This window comes from Serratia sp. Z4 (genome assembly GCF_009900725.1).
GTDB lineage: Bacteria > Pseudomonadota > Gammaproteobacteria > Enterobacterales > Enterobacteriaceae > Serratia > Serratia nematodiphila.
In genome coordinates this window covers 940,014-958,391 of the sequence record NZ_JAAABD010000001.1, presented here as the reverse complement: position 1 = coordinate 958,391, position 18,378 = coordinate 940,014, and the positions used below count along the sequence as shown (strand labels likewise).

Annotated in this window: 15 protein-coding genes; 7 read left to right on the top strand and 8 right to left on the bottom strand. The window is 57.7% G+C overall.

Annotation, left to right across the window (positions count from 1 at the left end):
* Nucleotide 1: 1 nt before the first annotated feature.
* Nucleotides 2-2,137 carry a YccS family putative transporter gene (gene yccS, locus GT753_RS04640; RefSeq protein WP_015377361.1) on the top strand — a complete coding sequence of 712 codons (2,136 nt, stop codon included), beginning with the start codon at nt 2-4 and terminating at the stop codon, nt 2,135-2,137.
* A gap of 4 nt (nt 2,138-2,141) precedes the next feature.
* Here yccS and GT753_RS04635 read toward each other — a convergent pair whose 3' ends face one another.
* Nucleotides 2,142-2,798, bottom strand: a complete 657-nt coding sequence (locus GT753_RS04635; RefSeq protein ID WP_015377360.1) for a TfoX/Sxy family DNA transformation protein — start codon at nt 2,796-2,798, stop codon at nt 2,142-2,144.
* A gap of 229 nt (nt 2,799-3,027) precedes the next feature.
* On the opposite strand from GT753_RS04635, the gene sulA reads away from it, so the two are divergent.
* Both sulA and ompA read left to right on the top strand, forming a co-directional pair.
* Complete coding sequence (gene sulA / locus GT753_RS04630) at nt 3,028-3,534, top strand: SOS-induced cell division inhibitor SulA (protein ID WP_015377359.1); 507 nt, start codon at nt 3,028-3,030, stop codon at nt 3,532-3,534.
* A gap of 356 nt (nt 3,535-3,890) precedes the next feature.
* Nucleotides 3,891-4,970 (top strand): porin OmpA, encoded by a 1,080-nt coding sequence (gene ompA / locus GT753_RS04625; RefSeq protein ID WP_015377358.1) that lies wholly within the window; start codon nt 3,891-3,893, stop codon nt 4,968-4,970.
* 102 nt (nt 4,971-5,072) lie between these two features.
* Here ompA and matP read toward each other — a convergent pair whose 3' ends face one another.
* The gene (matP, locus tag GT753_RS04620; protein WP_004928138.1) at nt 5,073-5,531 is read right to left on the bottom strand and encodes a macrodomain Ter protein MatP; all 459 of its coding nucleotides are present in this window, start codon (nt 5,529-5,531) and stop codon (nt 5,073-5,075) included.
* A 210-nt stretch (nt 5,532-5,741) separates the two neighbouring features.
* On the opposite strand from matP, the gene GT753_RS04615 reads away from it, so the two are divergent.
* From GT753_RS04615 to fabF, 4 genes are all read left to right on the top strand, one after another.
* Nucleotides 5,742-7,490 carry a Lon protease family protein gene (locus tag GT753_RS04615; protein WP_031300128.1) on the top strand — a complete coding sequence of 583 codons (1,749 nt, stop codon included), beginning with the start codon at nt 5,742-5,744 and terminating at the stop codon, nt 7,488-7,490.
* Nucleotides 7,491-7,558: 68 nt separating this feature from the next.
* Nucleotides 7,559-8,077 (top strand): bifunctional 3-hydroxydecanoyl-ACP dehydratase/trans-2-decenoyl-ACP isomerase, encoded by a 519-nt coding sequence (gene fabA, locus GT753_RS04610; protein WP_004928144.1) that lies wholly within the window; start codon nt 7,559-7,561, stop codon nt 8,075-8,077.
* 325 nt (nt 8,078-8,402) lie between these two features.
* Nucleotides 8,403-8,930 carry a helix-turn-helix domain-containing protein gene (locus GT753_RS04605; protein ID WP_031300129.1) on the top strand — a complete coding sequence of 176 codons (528 nt, stop codon included), beginning with the start codon at nt 8,403-8,405 and terminating at the stop codon, nt 8,928-8,930.
* A complete protein-coding gene (gene fabF / locus GT753_RS04600) occupies nt 8,927-10,204 on the top strand; it encodes a beta-ketoacyl-ACP synthase II (RefSeq protein WP_160125315.1) in 1,278 nt (425 codons plus the stop codon). Before GT753_RS04605 ends, fabF begins: the two co-directional genes overlap by 4 nt.
* A 63-nt stretch (nt 10,205-10,267) precedes the next feature.
* On the opposite strand, the gene rmf is transcribed toward fabF, so the two are convergent.
* From rmf to rlmKL, 6 genes are all read right to left on the bottom strand, one after another.
* The gene (gene rmf, locus GT753_RS04595) at nt 10,268-10,438 is read right to left on the bottom strand and encodes a ribosome modulation factor (RefSeq protein WP_004928150.1); all 171 of its coding nucleotides are present in this window, start codon (nt 10,436-10,438) and stop codon (nt 10,268-10,270) included.
* Between the two features lie 270 nt (nt 10,439-10,708).
* Nucleotides 10,709-11,269, bottom strand: coding sequence for a membrane integrity-associated transporter subunit PqiC (gene pqiC, locus GT753_RS04590; RefSeq protein ID WP_160125314.1), 561 nt, complete (start codon nt 11,267-11,269; stop codon nt 10,709-10,711).
* Entirely contained in the window at nt 11,266-12,912 is a 1,647-nt protein-coding gene (gene pqiB / locus GT753_RS04585; protein ID WP_075684389.1) for an intermembrane transport protein PqiB, read from the bottom strand. Before pqiB ends, pqiC begins: the two co-directional genes overlap by 4 nt.
* A complete protein-coding gene (gene pqiA, locus GT753_RS04580) occupies nt 12,899-14,215 on the bottom strand; it encodes a membrane integrity-associated transporter subunit PqiA (RefSeq protein WP_015377352.1) in 1,317 nt (438 codons plus the stop codon). The genes pqiB and pqiA overlap by 14 nt, the downstream gene beginning before the upstream one ends.
* A gap of 73 nt (nt 14,216-14,288) precedes the next feature.
* Nucleotides 14,289-16,193: an ABC transporter ATP-binding protein gene (locus tag GT753_RS04575; RefSeq protein ID WP_015377351.1), complete on the bottom strand. Its 1,905-nt coding sequence runs from the start codon at nt 16,191-16,193 to the stop codon at nt 14,289-14,291.
* A gap of 5 nt (nt 16,194-16,198) precedes the next feature.
* Complete coding sequence (gene rlmKL / locus GT753_RS04570; protein WP_031299849.1) at nt 16,199-18,325, bottom strand: bifunctional 23S rRNA (guanine(2069)-N(7))-methyltransferase RlmK/23S rRNA (guanine(2445)-N(2))-methyltransferase RlmL; 2,127 nt, start codon at nt 18,323-18,325, stop codon at nt 16,199-16,201.
* Nucleotides 18,326-18,378 lie beyond the last annotated feature (53 nt).

The following is an 18,378-nucleotide window of genomic DNA, read 5'->3' as shown; positions in this document are numbered from 1 at the left end:
TGTGCTCTCTTTTGCACCCGCAGTACGTCGTTATACCTACAACAGCAATCTGCTGTACCACCTGCGCATTCTTATTGCGCTGATCGGCACCACCGCCGTTCCCTGGTGGCTGGGCATTCCCAAGCTGACTATCCCGCTGACGCTGGGCGTGGTGGCAGCGGCACTGACCGATTTGGACGACCGCCTGGCCGGCAGGTTACGCAACCTACTGATCACGTTGGTGTGCTTCTTTGTCGCCTCCGCTTCAATCGAACTGCTGTTTCCCTATCCCTGGTTGTTCGCCCTTGGCTTAACCACCTCAACCTGCGGTTTTATCCTGCTGGGCGCCTTAGGGCAACGTTACGCCACCATCGCCTTCGGCGCGCTGCTGATCGCGGTTTACACCATGCTCGGCACCGCCATGTACGATGCCTGGTATCAGCAACCGCTGCTGCTGGTGATCGGCGCGCTGTGGTATAACCTGCTGACGCTAGCGGGCCACCTGCTGTTCCCTATCCGGCCGCTGCAAGAGAACCTGGCACGCTGCTACGAGCAGCTGGCCAACTATCTGGATGCCAAGGCCAACCTGTTCGATCCCGACGCCGAACGCGACGCCGACCTGCCATGGATGGATGTCGCGATGGCCAACAGCGCGTTGGTCGCGTTGCTGAACCAGACCAAAGCCTCGCTGCTGACGCGCCTGAAAGGCGATCGCGGCCAACGCGGCACCCGCCGCACCTTGCACTACTATTTTGTCGCGCAGGATATCCACGAACGCGCCAGCTCTTCCCATGTTCAGTACCACGCGCTCAGCCGGCAATTCCGTCACAGCGATATTTTATTCCGCTTCCAGCGTTTGCTGAGCATGCAGGCGCGCGCCTGCCGCCAGCTGGCACAATCGATCCTGCTGCGGCAAAAATACCAGCACAACCCGCGTTTTGAGCCAGCCTTCAGCCGCATTCAGGAGGCCTTGGCACGCATAACCGAAACCCAGGGCAATTCAGAGCAAACCAAAGCGCTGGCGCACCTGCTGAAAAACCTGCATGCGATCGATGCGCAGCTGGCCAATATCGAGTCAGAGCAGACGCTGGCCAGCGGGCAGGCGGAAGAGAACAGCCTGGCCGACGATCGCTTAACCGGCTGGAGCGACATCCGACTGCGCATCAGCCGCCATTTGACGCCGCAGTCGGCCCTGTTCCGCCATGCGATCCGCATGTCGGTAGTGCTGTGCGTGGGTTACGCCTTCATCCAGTTCACCGGCATGCAACACGGTTACTGGATCCTGTTGACCAGCCTGTTCGTCTGCCAACCGAACTACAACGCAACCCGCCGGCGCCTGGCGCTGCGCATCATCGGCACTCTGGCCGGTATCCTGATCGGCCTGCCAATCCTCTATTTCGTGCCTTCCGTGGAAGGACAACTGGTGTTGATCGTCATCACCGGTGTCCTGTTCTTCGCTTTTCGCACCGTGCAGTATGCCCATGCAACGATGTTCATTACGCTGCTTGTGTTGCTGTGCTTTAACCTGTTGGGTGAAGGTTTCGAAGTAGCAGCCCCGCGCGTTTACGATACCTTGTTGGGTTGCGCCATCGCCTGGGCGGCGGTCAGCTTTATCTGGCCGGACTGGAAGTTCCGCCAACTGCCGGCGATAGTGGATAAAACGCTGAATGCCAACTGTCGCTATCTGGACGCCATTCTGGTGCAATATCATCAGGGTAAGGATAACGGGCTCGCTTACCGCATCGCGCGGCGAGATGCCCACAACAGCGATGCAGAACTGGCTTCGGTCATCTCCAACATGTCCGCCGATCCCAAGGCCGACAAGGCGTTGCAAGAAGCCGCCTTCCGTCTGCTCTGCCTGAACCACACTCTCCTGAGTTATATCTCGGCGTTGGGGGCGCACCGCGAGCGGTTGAATACCCCTGCCACACTCGATCTGCTCAATGATGCCGTGTGTTACGTGGACGGCGCCTTACATCAAGAAGAACGGAACAGCCAGCGCATTGCGCAAGCGCTGGAACAGCTGGCGGAGCGCATTCGCACAGCCGTTCCGGAACCTGAAAGCAAAGAACAGTTGGTTTTGCAGCAGGTGGGGCTAATGCTCGAGCTGCTGCCGGAACTCACCGCACTCCATACCCAAATCAATAAGGCAACCTAATTATTCAGGGCCCGCTCGATGGGCCCTGAACTACTGGCTCATGCCCATGGCGGCGCATAGCCATCGTATGATCGAACCAGCGCACCAGTTCGTTGCGCAATTCGGTCGGCAATGCCGCCTGATGATAGCCGGCTATCGCGCCGCCCAGCGACAGCAGCACGCGCAGACCCAGATTGGTCTGCTGTTGCAGCAGGCGAAGATAGCTACGTTTAGCGCCATGCAGCCGCAGGTCATAGGCATTGCGAATACCCGCTCGCCATAGCAAGCGCTCCATGTTGACATCTATATTTGGCAACGCCTTCAATCTGCCGTGATCGCCAGCCTTGAGCCGCTGCTCTCGGCGTGCTTCCCTGATGGCCTGCCAGGCCAGCCCTACCAGCTCGTTGCGTTCCCGCCACAGCGACTCGTCAACCCAGTAATAGCGCAAGGTGATGGGCACACCGCGCTTGGAATAGACCATATTGACCATGCCCCGGGCACGAAAGGCCGGTTCCATGCTCACCGTAGCCCGCAAGTACAATTCCCCTTCCGCTACCACCGCAAACATTACCCCTTCAGCCAGCAGCCCATAGCCGCCAAACTGTGATCGTGTTGTGATGGCGCCCAGCGCCGCAAAGCAATTTTTAGCCTGCGCGATCCTTCTCGTCGACATCCTTTTCATAGCGTTCCTCCTTTTTAGGTTCTGGCCGTATTATTTCTCTCATCAATGAAAAAAGTAACGTGAACAACTAATTAGAAAAATACGCACTATCCGCCCGCCTGCCAATCACAAAAACCGTCGGTACAAAAAATGATCGCAATTATGCGAGCCGTTACGAAAATTTGAGTTGATCTTATCCTAAATCAGGGATACTGTATAAACATACAGTAACACGACGGGCGGGAACTTTATGCGTACTCAATCACTCTACCAACCTCATTTCGGCCATGGCTCTTATACAACGCGCAATGTTGCGAAGAACACGGATATCGGCAAAGAGAATGGCTTGATCAGTGAACTTGTTTACAACGAGCGCCAGCCCGCAGTGGCTCAATTACTGTTGCCCCTGCTGCTGCAATTGGGCAAGCAGTCTCGCTGGCTTCTGTGGCTGACGCCGCAGCAAAAATTAAGCAAGCAATGGCTGCAGCAATCCGGTCTGCCTGTAGATAAAATGGTGCAACTGAGCCAGATCAGCCCGGTGAATACGGTCGAGGCGATGGAAAAAGCGCTGCAAACGGGAAATTACAGCGTGGTTCTCGGCTGGTTGCCCGAGCTAACGGAGGAGGATCGTCTAAAATTAAGACGTGCGGCAGAATTGGGTAATGCCTATGGGTTTATCATGCGCCCTCAACGTGACATTAGCCCGACTCACGGACACTGTTCTACCCTAAAAATTCACTCTTCTTTGTATCATTAAGTAAATTTAGGATTTTTCCCATCATTTTCGCACCCCCTAAGCGGAACCTTTGTGGGAGAAGGCAAAAAGCGAGTCCGGCTGCGGTTTGGCAGGCAAAAATGCTCGATGAATCGCCGCTTTTTTAGGCTAAGAATGTTAGCAAATATGTACGATTCCGCGTTTTTTTTTAGAGCCTTATCACATCACACTTGTAACTTTCGCGCCACGTTGTAGACTTTACATCGCCAAGGTTGCTCTATAACGTCAGAAAAACTGGCGAGTAACAAACGAGGGCTTAAACCTTGGCGAAGGAATTTAACCAAGGGCTTAAACAGCTTTAAAGCTCATTGCCTATTTGGATGATAACGAGGCGCAAAATGAAAAAGACAGCTATCGCATTAGCAGTGGCACTGGCAGGTTTCGCTACCGTAGCGCAAGCCGCTCCAAAAGATAACACCTGGTACACCGGTGCTAAACTGGGCTGGTCCCAGTACCACGACACTGGTTTCTACGGTAACGGTTACCAGAACGGTATCGGCAACGGCCCAACCCACAAAGATCAGCTGGGTGCCGGCGCGTTCCTGGGCTACCAGGCAAACCAATACCTGGGCTTCGAGCTGGGCTATGACTGGCTCGGCCGCATGCCTTACAAAGGCAGCGTGAACAACGGTGCTTTCAAAGCGCAGGGCGTTCAACTGGCCGCTAAACTGAGCTACCCAATTGCTGACGATCTGGACATCTACACTCGTCTGGGTGGTATGGTATGGCGTGCAGACTCCAAAGCTAACTACGGCCGTACTGGTCAGCGTCTGAGCGACCACGACACCGGCGTTTCTCCGCTGGCTGCTGTTGGTGTTGAATACGCACTGACCAAAAACTGGGCTACCCGCCTGGATTACCAGTTCGTAAGCAACATCGGTGACGCAGGTACCGTTGGCGCACGTCCAGACAACACCATGCTGAGCCTGGGCGTTTCTTACCGCTTCGGTCAGGATGACGTAGTTGCTCCAGCACCAGCTCCGGCTCCAGCTCCAGTTGTTGAAACCAAGCGTTTCACTCTGAAGTCTGACGTGCTGTTCAACTTCAACAAATCTACTCTGAAAGCAGAAGGCCAGCAGGCTCTGGATCAGCTGTACACCCAGCTGAGCTCCATGGATCCTAAAGACGGCTCCGTAGTTGTTCTGGGTTACACCGACGCCGTTGGTTCTGACCAGTACAACCAGAAACTGTCTGAACAACGCGCACAGAGCGTTGTTGACTACCTGGTCTCCAAAGGCATCCCGTCAGACAAAATCTCTGCACGTGGTATGGGTGAAGCAGATGCAGTTACAGGCAACACCTGTGGCTACAAATCTGGCCGCGCTACCAAAGCTCAGATCGCTTGCCTGGCACCAGATCGTCGCGTAGAGATCGAAGTTAAAGGTATCAAAGACGTTGTAACTCAGCCTCAGGGCTAAGTTTACTCGCCTAATAAAAAACCCCGCCAATGCGGGGTTTTTTTTCGTCCTCTTGTTGCCAGAACATTCAATGCCTGGCGCCATAGGGGCGTTCTCACGCGCTTACTTGGGATCTTTGCCAAGAATCGCCTTCAAGTCTTCTTTCAACGACGACATCTGGTTCGCATACTTTTCTTTGCGTTCAGCGTCTTCGATAAGCTGCACGACGGTTTCCGACAGCGTAACGCCACGGCGGCGCGCCAGGGCAGCCAATCGTTGCCAAACCAAAAACTCCAGATCGATAGATTTTTTACGCGTATGCTGATGTTCTGCGTTAAAATGACGTTTGCGGCGGGCGCGGATCGTTTGTTTCATCCGGTTATCCAGTTCCGGATTCATATGAGCGGCAATCCATGCAAGTACCTTTACCGGCTCATTTTCCAGCTTCAGCAGCTCGTTAACCGCCTCCTGAGCAGCGCTGTTTTCAATGTAGCGGGTAATGAGTTCCCCTTCCCGATGCTTTTTCACCAGGTACTTCCATTTCCAACCGCTCTCCAGATTTTCCAGTTGCTGATATTTCATCTTGAGCTCTTCAGTGACCGCGTAACTTCAAATAAGCATAACAGCTTTGCGCCGAATTTCCCCGGCAATTAAACCGTCTTTTAGACTGTTTTTTGCACAGTCACCGCGCGATGTCAAACTCCCTGATGCCAACTGGCACTCCACATGTATCAAGCCGCCGTTATTCTTGTATAATCGCCCTTTCCCTTTTTAACGATTGCATCTAACACTTTGACCAATAACCGACTTGAATGGCAATCTTTATTGCCGGACGTAACGCCTTATCAGGCGATATTTGATACCGCCGCTCAGTTGGCACCCGTGCCCTTTTCCGCCATTCAGCCTCGGCTGGAAAATGCCCTGACGCTATTTTGCCACCCCCAATCGCCACCGCGTTTCATGCTGTTGAAAGCGCAAGAAACGCGAGAGTATCTGGAACTGATCGCTCACGCCGTCAAACCACTGCTGCCGAAAAATACGGCATGCCGCGGCAGCCACTATGTCATTCAGGATGGCAAGGTCAGCGTCGAGCCAGCCAGCCGTGGCGATGAACCTTTTGCCGCCGGCGGCGCTTGTCTGTTCCAGGAGTGGATTGAACCGGAACAGCTGTTTGGCTGCGTACGGATCCACAATGGCGACATTACCCTGCAGCCGGGTCTGGTGCACCAGGCCAACGGCGGCATTCTGATTCTGTCGGCGCGGGCGCTGCTTGCTCAGCCGTTGCTGTGGCTGCGGCTGAAGCAAATGATCGGCCAGCGCCAGTTCCACTGGGTTTCGCCAGACGAAACCCGCCCGCTGCCGGTAGCCATTCCACCGATGCCGCTGGATCTGCGGCTGATTGTAGTCGGCGATCGTCACGGCCTGGCCGATTTTCACGATATCGAGCCGGAACTGAGTGAACAAGCGATCTACGGTGAATTCGAAGACGATCTGCAGCTGACTGAAGTTGATGATATGACGCAGTGGTGCGGTTACGTCAACGGCGTGATTGCCGACCAGCAATTGCCGATGCTGGCGAACGACGCCTGGCCGCCGCTGATCGTCCAGGCTGTGCGTTACAGTGGCGATCAGGGCATTCTACCACTCTCGCCGGTTTGGCTTGGCCAGCAGCTATCCGAAGCCGCACTGTATGCCGAAGAAGATCGCATTACGGCCAAAGCGTTCGAGGCGGCGTTAAATGCCCGAGAATGGCGCGAAAGCTATCTGGCCGAGCGTATGCAGGATGAGATTGAGTTGGGTCAGATCCTGATTGAGACCGAGGGTGAAGTGGTCGGACAGATCAACGGTCTGTCTGTCCTGGATTATCCCGGTCATCCACGCAGCTTTGGCGAACCGTCACGGATCAGTTGCGTTGTGCATCTCGGCGACGGCGAGTTCACCGACGTCGAGCGCAAAGCCGAACTGGGCGGCAACCTGCACGCTAAAGGCATGATGATCATGCAGGCGTTTCTGATCGCCGAACTGGATCTTGATCAGCAGCTGCCCTTCTCCGCTTCCATCGTCTTTGAGCAATCTTATGGTGAAGTGGACGGTGACAGCGCCTCGCTGGCTGAGCTATGCGCATTGGTCAGCGCCCTGTCACAGCAACCGATCACCCAGCAGATCGCCGTCACCGGCTCCGTCGACCAATTCGGCAACGTACAGCCGATAGGTGGCGTTAACGAAAAGATCGAAGGTTTCTTCGAGGTTTGTGTACGCCGCGGCCTGACGGGCAAACAGGGTGTCGTATTGCCCGTGACCAACGTGCGCCATCTGTGTCTGCGTCAAGATATCGTCGACGCGGTGCGCGAGGGGCAGTTCCATCTGTGGGCGGTAGAGAGCGCGGCGGAAGCCTTGCCTTTGCTCACAGGTTGCCTCTACTCTGACGAACAACAGCCGAATTTGTTGGCGGCCATTCAGGAACGGATTGCGCAGGTGAGCCTGCAGGAACGCCGTCGTCCTTGGCCGCTGCGCTGGCTCAACTGGTTCAACCACGGCTGATCGGACTTGTTCAGCGTACACGTGTTAGCTAACCTGCGTCCTTCATTAAAATAAGGCTTACTGAGAACATGGTAGATAAACGCGATTCCTATACGAAAGAAGACCTCGAAGCATCCGGCCGTGGCGAGCTGTTCGGCGCCGGTGGCCCACCGTTGCCGGCAGGTAACATGTTGATGATGGACCGCGTGGTCAAGATGACCGAAGACGGCGGGACTCACAACAAAGGTTATGTGGAAGCGGAGCTGGATATTAATCCGGACCTATGGTTCTTCGGTTGCCACTTTATCGGCGATCCGGTCATGCCAGGCTGTCTGGGCCTGGATGCGATGTGGCAGTTGGTTGGTTTCTACCTCGGTTGGCTGGGTGGCGAAGGCAAAGGCCGCGCGCTGGGCGTTGGTGAAGTCAAGTTTACCGGCCAGGTGCTGCCAACCGCGAAAAAAGTGACCTACCGTATTAACTTCAAACGCGTCATCACCCGTAAGCTGATCATGGGCGTCGCCGATGGCGAAGTGCTGGTTGACGGCGAAGTGATCTATACCGCCACCGATCTGAAAGTGGGTCTGTTCAAGGATACCACAGCGTTCTAATCACGCAGACGAGAGGGCGGCCATCGTCTTCTTTGCTAATGCTCTTCGCATGCCATCACGCCCAGCGTGATGGCATTTCTTTCTCTTACCGTTTAAAGACTACCTACCTCCTTTAATCGCCCGTTACCGAACCGACTTATCCCTCCTGTCTCTACCCTTTTCCTGCCCGAAACGGTCAAAGCCACAGGCCAGTTTGAGCGCCCCCCTCCCACAGCCAGCTATCGACACGATAGCGTTTTTTGCATCCGGTTATTTTCTTGCCCCTTAAAATCACCTAGTATAGCCACCCATGTAACTACAATAAATGTACCAACTAAGGGCCGATATGCAAAAAACCCGCTTTAGCGATGCACCTTGCCCCGTCGCACGTTCATTAGATCGTGTCGGAGAATGGTGGAGCATTCTGATCCTGCGTGATGCCTTTCAGGGGTTATCCAAATTCGACGAATTCCAACAAAGTCTGGGGATGTCACCGACTCTCCTGGCCCGGCGACTGAAGGATTTGGTAGCCCACGGCATTCTGCATAAGCAACGTTATCAAACGCGGCCGGTTCGCTATCAGTATCTGCTCACCGAACGCGGCAACGATTTTCTCCCCGTGCTGGCGGCTCTTTCAGAATGGGGCAATCGCCATTTGATCGATGGTGACATCAGCGCCTTGTTAGTCGACGGCCGCACCGATCGGCCGATCCAGGTCCAATTGGTCAATGTCGATACCCAACAGCAGGTGCCGCCGCAGTTTATTACGTTGGCACCAGGGCCTGCGGCAAATGAAGGCATACATCAACGCGCCGCACTGATGCGGCAACGGCGCCTCGCCGATTTACCCGAATTTACCAAGGAACCATCATGAGCAATCGTCGTATCGTCATTACCGGCATGGGCGCCGTTTCACCGCTAGGGTGTGGCGTGGAGACCATCTGGCAACGTTTGTTAAAAGGAGAGTCCGGCATTCGAGCGTTGCCTGACGAGATCGTTGCAGATTTACCGGTCAAGGTCGGAGGACAGGTCCCGGCGCTGGCGCAAGATGCTGAAGCGGGCTTCAACCCCGACGCCTCCGTCGCCCCCAAGGACCAAAAGAAAATGGACCGCTTTATCCTGTTTGCCATGGCGGCGGCGGATGAAGCCGTTCGTCAGGCCGGCTGGATAGCCGATACGGACGAAAAACAAGAGCGCACCGCCACCGTCATCGCCTCGGGCATTGGCGGCTTCCCGGCGATTGCCCAGGCGGTGCGCACCACCGACAGCCGCGGCGCCAAGCGGCTGTCGCCGTTCACCATCCCCTCATTCCTGGTCAATCTGGCGGCCGGCCACGTTTCAATCAAACACCACTTCAAGGGGCCGATTGGCGCGCCGGTCACCGCCTGTGCCGCCGGCGTGCAAGCCATTGGCGACGCAGTGCGTATGATCCGCAATGATGAAGCCGATATCGCCGTGTGCGGCGGCACCGAAGCCGCTATAGATACCGTCAGCCTGGGCGGGTTCGCCGCCGCGCGCGCTATGTCCACCGCACCGGCCGAGTTGGCAAGGCAGGCTTCCCGGCCTTTCGACAGTGCACGGGACGGATTTGTCATGGGGGAAGGTGCCGGCATGCTGGTGATTGAAACGCTGGAACACGCGCTGGCGCGCGGCGCCACCCCGCTCGCGGAAATCGTCGGTTATGGCACCAGCGCCGACGCCTACCACATGACCTCCGGTGCCGAAGACGGCAACGGTGCTTATCGGGCGATGAAAATCGCGTTGAGGCAGGCGAACATCGCCCCAGAAGAGGTTCAGCATTTAAACGCACACGCGACGTCGACACCCGTAGGGGATCTGGGCGAAATCAACGCCATCAAACACCTGTTTGGCACGACAGGAAGCATCGCGGTAACCTCGACAAAATCCGCCACCGGGCACCTGCTCGGCGCCGCCGGGGGGCTGGAAACCATCTTTACCGCCTTGGCGCTGCGCGATCAGATCGCCCCCGCGACGCTGAATCTGGACAATCCCGATCCGGCGGCGGCAGGTTTACACCTGGTCGCGAAACGGGCTGAATCGATGAACATAACCTACGCCTTATCGAACGGCTTCGGCTTTGGCGGCGTGAATGCGAGTATTCTACTGAAACGCTGGCAGGACGAGTAAACGGCACAAACAAAAACCTCCGCCAAGGGCGGAGGTTATTCCTTTTATTTGACAGGGAGCCGCTTAAGCGGTCACAGCCCTGTCTTCCATGGCTTCTCGCCAACCTCCCAGCCATTGAGACCGGGCGTCCACCGATGATTGGTAGGGACAATGTTCCCTGGAACGCCCTAAAATACCTGCCTGATACCCTCTCGAATGCGCCCTTTCCAGACGATCGCGTTTCTGTCTCTTCATGCCTCGTTTCCCTCATTTTGGTCTGGTGGAAAGAAAACAATGGCTGCTTTTTGCGCAGCCACGAGTAATCAATAGCGCTAAAAGAAGAGAAGATCAATGCGCAAAATTCACGCCAATGTCATATTTGTGAGCTACGCCCGAGGAAAGTGCTAAGTGGCTGATCTGCTGGGAAAGGGGTTAACTGTTTGAAATGAAATAGAAATCCCTGTCAGCGAGAAAAAACGGATTTTCACGCCGACAGGGATTAGACGATTTTAGACCAAATTATGACTAAATGCCGCCCATCTGTGCTGCGATAGCCTGGGCTTCCTGCTGCCACCCCTGCGCCAGAGTGCGCACCAGGGCATCATAGCCGTCTTCACCCTGTTTCAGCTCCAGGTTGAAAGGCCTTTTGATCAAACGCCCCTGGCGGTTCAGCACCCACTCGCCGCGAATGATCGCTTTCCCGTCAAAGCGACCGTGAAAGCCGCTGATGGTCACGTTCAGCACATCCTGATCGCTGCTCATCGGCTGCGAAGAGACCACCCACCCCGGCAGCGCGCTGCTCAGGTTGGTGACCAGCGTTTGCTGCAACTGCTGGTCGAGCGGGCTGGCCCACAGGTTGTTCTGGGCTATCACATACTGTACGTCGTTGGTCTGATACACCACGCCGCTCTGCGCCAGATAATCCGCCACGCTCACGTGTTCCAGCCACAGCTGGTGCGTGGAAGCGCCGCTGCTGCTGGCCGCAGCAGGCGCACCCAGCGCCGGCAACTGATAGTAAGTCTTTTGTGGTGAACTGCTGCAGGCGCTGAGCAACAGCGCCAGGGCTACCGGGATCCATTTCATCATTTCGTGGCCTTCTTCGGCTGAGGGTCATTGCTGCCGGCGGCTTCAAACACCAGCGCGTTGCTCTTCTCATTCAGGGTGCGCAGCACCGGTTGCAGCTCACGCAACACCTGGTCGAGGCGCTGCATATCGCCCACCATCTTGTTGTAAGCCGGTGAACCAGGCTGGAACCCTTTCATGCTGCGGTTCAGTTCCAACAGCGTTTTCTGCATGTCCTGCGGCAGCGCCTGCATCTCTTTGCTGGCGATGATGTCGTTCAGCGACTTCATGGTCTGCTGCGTCGACTTCATGGTTTTCTGACTCTCCGCCAGCGTCTTGGTCGCTTCGTTGATCATCGGATTGATCGGCATTGAGTTGATCTTATCCAGCGTCTGCATCAGTTTCTGCTGGATCTGCGCCAGACCGCCGCTGGTGGTCGGCATCAGCGGATAACCGAACAGCTCGCGCGGCCCTTTCCACGGTTTTTCCTGCGGATAGAAGTCGAGATCGATGTACAGCGAACCGGTCAGCAGGTTGGCGGACTTCATCGAGGCGCGCATGCCGCGAGATTCCGCATCTTTCAGGTGCCCTTCAATATCGAAGTTGCCGCCCAGCTGTTTCTGGAAGCGATCCGGCTCGATGCGGATCAGCACCGGAATGCGGTAATCGTTATCCAGACGCTGCGCCATGCCGTCTTTATAGAACGGCACCTGCGCCACCGTACCCAGACGGATGCCGCGGAACTCGACCGGCGCGCCCGGCTGCAGGCCGCGTACCGAGTCGGAGAAGAACAGCAGGTAATCCTTATGCACTGTATACAGCGAATCCTGCGTGCTGCGCTGGTTGTCGAACAGCTGATATTCCGCCTTCTCTTTCGCCTGATCGCCGCGATCCCAGCCGTCCGGCACGTCAAAACTGACCCCGCCGCTGAACAGCGTGGTCAACGAGCCCATCTCCACCCGCATGCCCTGCGCCGACATATCGAACGCCACGCCGCTGTCTTTCCAGAAGCGCACGTTGGTGGTGACCAACTGATCGTAAGGCGCGGTGATGAACAGCTGATAGCGCATGGCGCGTTCTTTAGGATCGAAGTAGCTGGTTTCCACCGACCCGACGCGATAACCGCGGAACAGCACCGGATCGCCGGCGTTGAGCTGGCCTGATTTCTCGCTGTCCAGCACGATGCGCAACCCTTTGGCATCCGGGGAAGCCAGCGGCGGCGCATCGAGCAGCTGATAGTTGTCTTTGCCGTCTTTGCCTTTGTTGCCCGGCTGCAGTTCGATATAGGCGCCGGAGAGCAGCGTGCCCAGCCCGGAGACGCCTTCACGGCCGATCTGCGGCTTCACCACCCAGAAGGCGGAATCCTGGCGCAGCAATTTTTCCATGCCGGAATTGAGGCGAGCCTGCACCATCACCTTGCTCAGGTCATCGCTCAACGTGACGGTTTCCACCACCCCGACGTCAACGCTGCGGCTTTTGATTTTGGTTTTACCCGCTTCCAGCCCTTCCGCCGTCGTGGTCACCAGCGTCACCACCGGCCCCTGATGGCTGAAGTGGTAAAACAGGATCCAGGCGCCGATCAGCGCGGTCACGATGGGAATGATCCACACCGGCGACCAGCGTTTGATCTTCTCAACGTCTGCGACGCTATGATTATTTTCCGTCACCTTGCGGCTCCTTGTTGATTGTTTCACTTGCGCGATCCCAGGTCAGCCGGGGATCAAATGTCATGGCGGCGAACATGGTGAGGATCACCACCAGCGCGAACAGCACGGCGCCCGTCGCGGGATAAATGCTCATCAACTGCCCCATTCGCACCAACGCCGACAACACGGCGATCACAAACACGTCGATCATTGACCAACGGCCAACGAATTCGACCACTTCATAAATCAGATGCATACGCTCGCTGTCGGCGCGCGGTTTCTTCCTGCCGTTCGCATCCCAGCACAGCCAGCCGATCGCCAACATTTTCAGCGACGGCACCATGATACTGGCGATGAAAATCACCATCGCCACCGGATAAGAGCCGTCCCCCCACAGCAGGATCACCCCCGCCATGATGGTGGAGTTCATCTTGTTGCCCAGCGCCTCGGTCACCATGATCGGCATCAGGTTGGCCGGAATATACAGCATGACAGAGGTCACCAGCAGCGCCAGCGTCCACTGCAGGCTGTGACGACGCCGCACGTAGCCCTTGGTGTGACAGCGCGGACAGCGCACCTGATCGGCCGGCAGGATCGCCGTGCAGCACGCGCAGGAGCGCACGCCCTGGCGCATGCCGGTGCGCCCCACCGTCAGCGGGCGATGCAGTCGCGGCGCCGGTTCGATATCCTGCCACAGCCAGCGCCGATCCACGCACTGGAAGGCGCGCACCTGCAGCAGGCAGAACAGGCAGTAAGGCACGAAGCTACTGCCGATGCCGATATCGCCGTAGGCCATCAGCTTGACGAAGCTGACCAGCACCCCGGCAAGGAAAATTTCCACCATGCACCAGGTCTTGAACTGGAACAGCACCCGAGCCATCCACTCTTTGAGCCCCAGCGGCAAGCGCACTCTGGCGCACAGCAGGATAATCGCCACCATGCAAAACGCCGGGATCAGCTGCACGAACACCATAAACAAGGTGGCCATGCTGGCGTAGTCTTCCGCCACCATCACTTCCGGGATTTGGATCAGCCGGATTTCGTTGCCGAGGCCGGCGACGCGCATGTTGATAAACGGGAAAATGTTGGCCAGCACCAGCATGAACAAGGCGCTGAGCGCGTAACCGATCGGCCGCTTGCGCGGCTCGTCCCAGCGGGCGCTGAGCGTGGTTTTGCAGCGCGGGCATACCGCTTTGCTGCCATAGGCCAGCGGCGGCAGCGCCACCAGCATGTCGCACTGCGGACACAGCATCAGGTTATCCTGCTGCGCCGCCGAGGGTGCGGAATGACTATGCTGCTGATGATTGTTGTGGGAACACACCATATTCCTCCTAAATAACGTCGCTCACCGGCACGTCGATGCCGCCCGCAGCAGCGCGCGGGCGGCATCGCAACGGTCAGCCGTTTTTCATCGCTTCCAGCTCTTCCCAACGGGCGAAAGCCTGTTCCAGCGCTTGCTCGGCATCAGCCAGCGCCGTCAGCACTTCTTGCGTTTCGCTATGCGGCCGCGTGAAGAAGTCGGCGTCGCTCATCTGCGCCTGCAGCGCTTCGATTTCCGCTTCCAGCTGTTCGAGCCGCTGCGGCAACTGTTCCAGCTCACGCAACAGGTTGTAACTCAGCTTGGCCGCCGTTTTCTTCGGCTGTTCGGCCTTTTTCTCCGCCGCCGGTTTGCTCGCGCTCGGCGCCGCCTGACGAATCGGTTTCGCCGTCGCGCGCTGATGATGCGCATCGTAGTAACCGCCGACGAAGGCATTGATCACGCCGTTGCCTTCGAAGATCCAGCACTCGGTCACCGAGTTGTCAACGAACTGACGATCGTGGCTGACCAGCAGCACGGTGCCCTGATAGCCGTCGATCAGCTCTTCCAGCAGCTCCAGCGTTTCGACGTCGAGATCGTTGGTTGGTTCATCGAGGATCAGCAGATTGCTCGGTTTCAGAAACAGCTTAGCCAACAGCAGGCGGTTACGCTCACCGCCCGACAGCGCCTTCACCGGCGTCATCGCGCGTTTCGGGTGGAACAGGAAGTCCTGCAGATAGCCCAATACGTGGCGAGGACGGCCGTTGACCATCACTTCCTGCTTGCCTTCCGCCAGGTTGTCCATCACCGTACGCTCAGGATCGAGATCGGCGCGGTGCTGGTCGAAATAGGCCACTTCCAGCTTGGTGCCGCAGTGCACGCGGCCGCTGTCGGCTTTCAGCTGACCGAGCATCAGTTTCAGCAGCGTGGTTTTGCCGCAGCCGTTCGGCCCCACCAGCGCAATCTTGTCGCCGCGCTGCACCTGGGCGGAGAAACCGCGCACCAGCACCTTTTCGCCAACCTGATAATTGACGTCTTCCAGCTCGAACACGATTTTGCCAGAGCGGGTCGCCTCTTCCACCTGCATTTTGGCGGTGCCCATCACTTCGCGGCGCTGCGAGCGCTCGACGCGCAGCGCCTTCAGCGCGCGCACGCGGCCTTCATTGCGGGTGCGGCGCGCCTTGATGCCCTGACGGATCCAGACCTCTTCCTGCGCCAGCTTGCGGTCGAACTCGGCGTTTTGCAGCTCTTCCACCCGCAGCGCTTCTTCTTTGCTCTGCAGATACAGATCGTAGTTGCCCGGCCAGGAAACCAGCTTGCCGCGATCCAGATCGACGATGCGCGTCGCCATGTTGCGGATAAACGAACGGTCGTGCGAGATGAAGACGATGCTGCCGTCGAACTCTTTCAGGAAACCTTCCAGCCAGTCGATGGTTTCGATATCCAGGTGGTTGGTCGGTTCGTCGAGCAACAACACGCGCGGCGAGCTCACCAGCGCGCGGCCCAGCGCCGCTTTACGCAGCCAGCCGCCGGACAGTGAGGAAAGCTCGGCGTCGCCGTTCAGCCCCAGCTGCAGCAGCACTTCGCTGATGCGGCTGTCGAGCTGCCACAGCCCCTGGTGATCGAGGATCTCCATGATTTGCGCCATGCGCGCCAGGTTTTTCTCGCTCGGGTCGCTTTCCACCAGGTGGGAGATCGCGTGATAGGCCTTCAGGTGTTCCGCCTGCTCCGCAACGCCTTCCGCCACGAAGTCGAACACGCTGCCGCCGATATTGCGCGGCGGATCCTGTTGCAGACGCGCCACGATCAGATCCTGTTCGTAGATCACCCGGCCGTCGTCCAGCGGGATCTCTTTGCCGAGGATCTTCAGCAGCGTGGATTTGCCGGCGCCGTTGCGCCCGACCAGACACACGCGCTCGTTGTCTTCAATATGAATTTCGGTGTTGTCTAACAGTGGCGCATCGCTGAAAGAGAGCCAGGCGCCGGACATGCTGATTAACGACATAGTAATTATTTTCCTTCGCCGGCGTGAGTCACCAGCCAGCAGTTGTGGATCTGACGGTTACGGGCAAAATCCTGCGACAGCGTCTTGGCGGTGATCTCTTTCGCCTCCAGACCCAACGCGCTCAGCCCTGCCATATCCATTTGGAAACCGCGCTTGTTGTTCGAGAACATGATGGTCCCGTTGCGGCGCAGCAACCGTTTCAAATCTTTCATCAGCGCCAGATGATCGCGCTGCACGTCAAAGGTGTTCTCCATCCGCTTGGAGTTGGAGAACGTCGGCGGATCGATGAAGATCACGTCGAACTGTTCATTGGCGTTGCTCAGCCAAGACAGGCAATCGGCCTGGATCAGCCGATGCTGACGGCCGGTCAGGCCGTTGGCGCGCAGGTTCTTCTCCGCCCATTCCAGGTAGGTGCGCGACATGTCCACCGTGGTGGTGCTGCGCGCGCCGCCCAGCCCGGCGTGCACGCTGGCGGTGCCGGTATAGGCGAACAGGTTGAGGAAGTCCTTGCCATTGCTCATCTCGCCCAGCATACGGCGCGCGATGCGGTGATCGAGGAACAGGCCGGTATCGAGATAGTCGGTCAGGTTGACCCACAGCTTGGCGTTATACTCTTCCACCAGCAGGAACTCACCCTTCTGCGCCAGTTTCTCGTACTGATTTTTGCCCTTCTGGCGCTCGCGGGTTTTCAGGATCAGCTGATTCGACGGCAATTCCAGCACCGCCAGCGTCGCGTTGATCACATCGAACAGGCGCTGACGCGCCTTCTGCGCATCGACGGTTTTCGGCGGCGCATACTCCTGCACCACCACCTTGCTGCCGTAACGGTCCACCGCGACGTTGTATTCTGGCAGATCGGCGTCGTACAGGCGGTAGCATTCAATGCCTTGTTGCTTCGCCCACTTGTCGAGCTTCTTCAAATTCTTGCGCAGACGGTTGGCGAAATCTTCCGCCACCTGCACGCCGCCGGTGGCACTACCGGCCGGGCTTGCCGCCAGCTGATAGTTTTTCTGCACGCACTCCAGCGGGCCGTTCTTCGCCTTGAACTGGCGCTCGGCGCGCAGCTGCAGGCAGCTCAACAGCTCCGGCGAGGCACTGAACAGCGAAAGCTGCCAGCCGCCGAAGGCGTTTTTCATCACGCGCCCCAGCATGTTGTGCAGCGCGATCAGCGCCGGTTCGCTTTCCAGACGCTCGCCGTAAGGCGGGTTGCTGATCACCGTGCCGTGCGGGCCTTCCGGCAGCGGGTTGGTCAAGCGCGCGACGTCGCCGACGTTGAAGGTGATCAGCTCGGCGACGCCGGCGCGGCGGGCGTTGCCGCGCGCCATCTCAATCACCCGGCGATCGATATCGGAGCCGAAGAAGCGAGAGGCGGTTTCCTGCAGGCCGCGACGCGCGCGCACCTGCGCTTCGGTGGTGACTTCACGCCACAGTTCGGCGTTGTGGCCATTCCAGGCGCTGAAGCCCCAGTGTTGACGGTGCAGACCCGGCGCGCGATCGGCGGCGATCATCGCCGCTTCGATCAACAGCGTGCCGGAGCCGCACATCGGATCAAGCATCGGCGTGCCCGGCTGCCAGCCGGAACGCAACACGATGGCGGCCGCCAGGTTTTCCTTCAGCGGCGCCTGGCCGGTGAGATCGCGGTAGCCGCGCTGGTGCAGGCCTTCGCCGCTCAGATCGAGCGCCACGCTAGCCATATCACGTTGCAGGAAGACGTTAACGCGAATGTCCGGCTGCTGCTTGGCGACCGTCGGGCGTTGGTCGAGCTTACGGGTGAAGCTGTCAACGATGGCGTCTTTCACCTTCAGCGCGCCATACTGGCTGTTGCGGATCTCTTCGTTCACGCCGCTGAAATGCACGGCAAAGGTTTTATCCACGCCAAAAATGCTCGGCCAGTCGATCGCCTGCACCCCGAGGTACAGATCCAGATCGCTGTGCACGCGGAATTCGTTCAGCGGCAACAGAATGCGCGAAGCCAGGCGGCTCCACAGCAGGCTTTGGTACAGAAGACGATCGTCACCCTGAAAATGTACCCCGCCCTGCACCACTTTGCAGTCGTGAGCGCCAAGCGCTTCCAGCTCGCTTTTTAACAGTTCTTCCAATCCACGCGCCGTGCTGGCAAACAGAGAGTTCATATCGTACTTATCACCAAAAAGAAAATTGTTGCGCATTATAGCTAATCCGCACC

Coding starts and splice junctions, on each gene's coding strand:
- GT753_RS04635 (WP_015377360.1), bottom strand. CDS start 2,798: ATGAAAAGGATGTCGACGAGAAGGATCGCGCAGGCTAAAAATTGCTTT.
- sulA (WP_015377359.1), top strand. CDS start 3,028: ATGCGTACTCAATCACTCTACCAACCTCATTTCGGCCATGGCTCTTAT.
- ompA (WP_015377358.1), top strand. CDS start 3,891: ATGAAAAAGACAGCTATCGCATTAGCAGTGGCACTGGCAGGTTTCGCT.
- matP (WP_004928138.1), bottom strand. CDS start 5,531: ATGAAATATCAGCAACTGGAAAATCTGGAGAGCGGTTGGAAATGGAAG.
- fabA (WP_004928144.1), top strand. CDS start 7,559: ATGGTAGATAAACGCGATTCCTATACGAAAGAAGACCTCGAAGCATCC.
- GT753_RS04605 (WP_031300129.1), top strand. CDS start 8,403: ATGCAAAAAACCCGCTTTAGCGATGCACCTTGCCCCGTCGCACGTTCA.
- fabF (WP_160125315.1), top strand. CDS start 8,927: ATGAGCAATCGTCGTATCGTCATTACCGGCATGGGCGCCGTTTCACCG.
- rmf (WP_004928150.1), bottom strand. CDS start 10,438: ATGAAGAGACAGAAACGCGATCGTCTGGAAAGGGCGCATTCGAGAGGG.
- pqiC (WP_160125314.1), bottom strand. CDS start 11,269: ATGATGAAATGGATCCCGGTAGCCCTGGCGCTGTTGCTCAGCGCCTGC.
- pqiA (WP_015377352.1), bottom strand. CDS start 14,215: ATGGTGTGTTCCCACAACAATCATCAGCAGCATAGTCATTCCGCACCC.
- GT753_RS04575 (WP_015377351.1), bottom strand. CDS start 16,193: ATGTCGTTAATCAGCATGTCCGGCGCCTGGCTCTCTTTCAGCGATGCG.
- rlmKL (WP_031299849.1), bottom strand. CDS start 18,325: ATGAACTCTCTGTTTGCCAGCACGGCGCGTGGATTGGAAGAACTGTTA.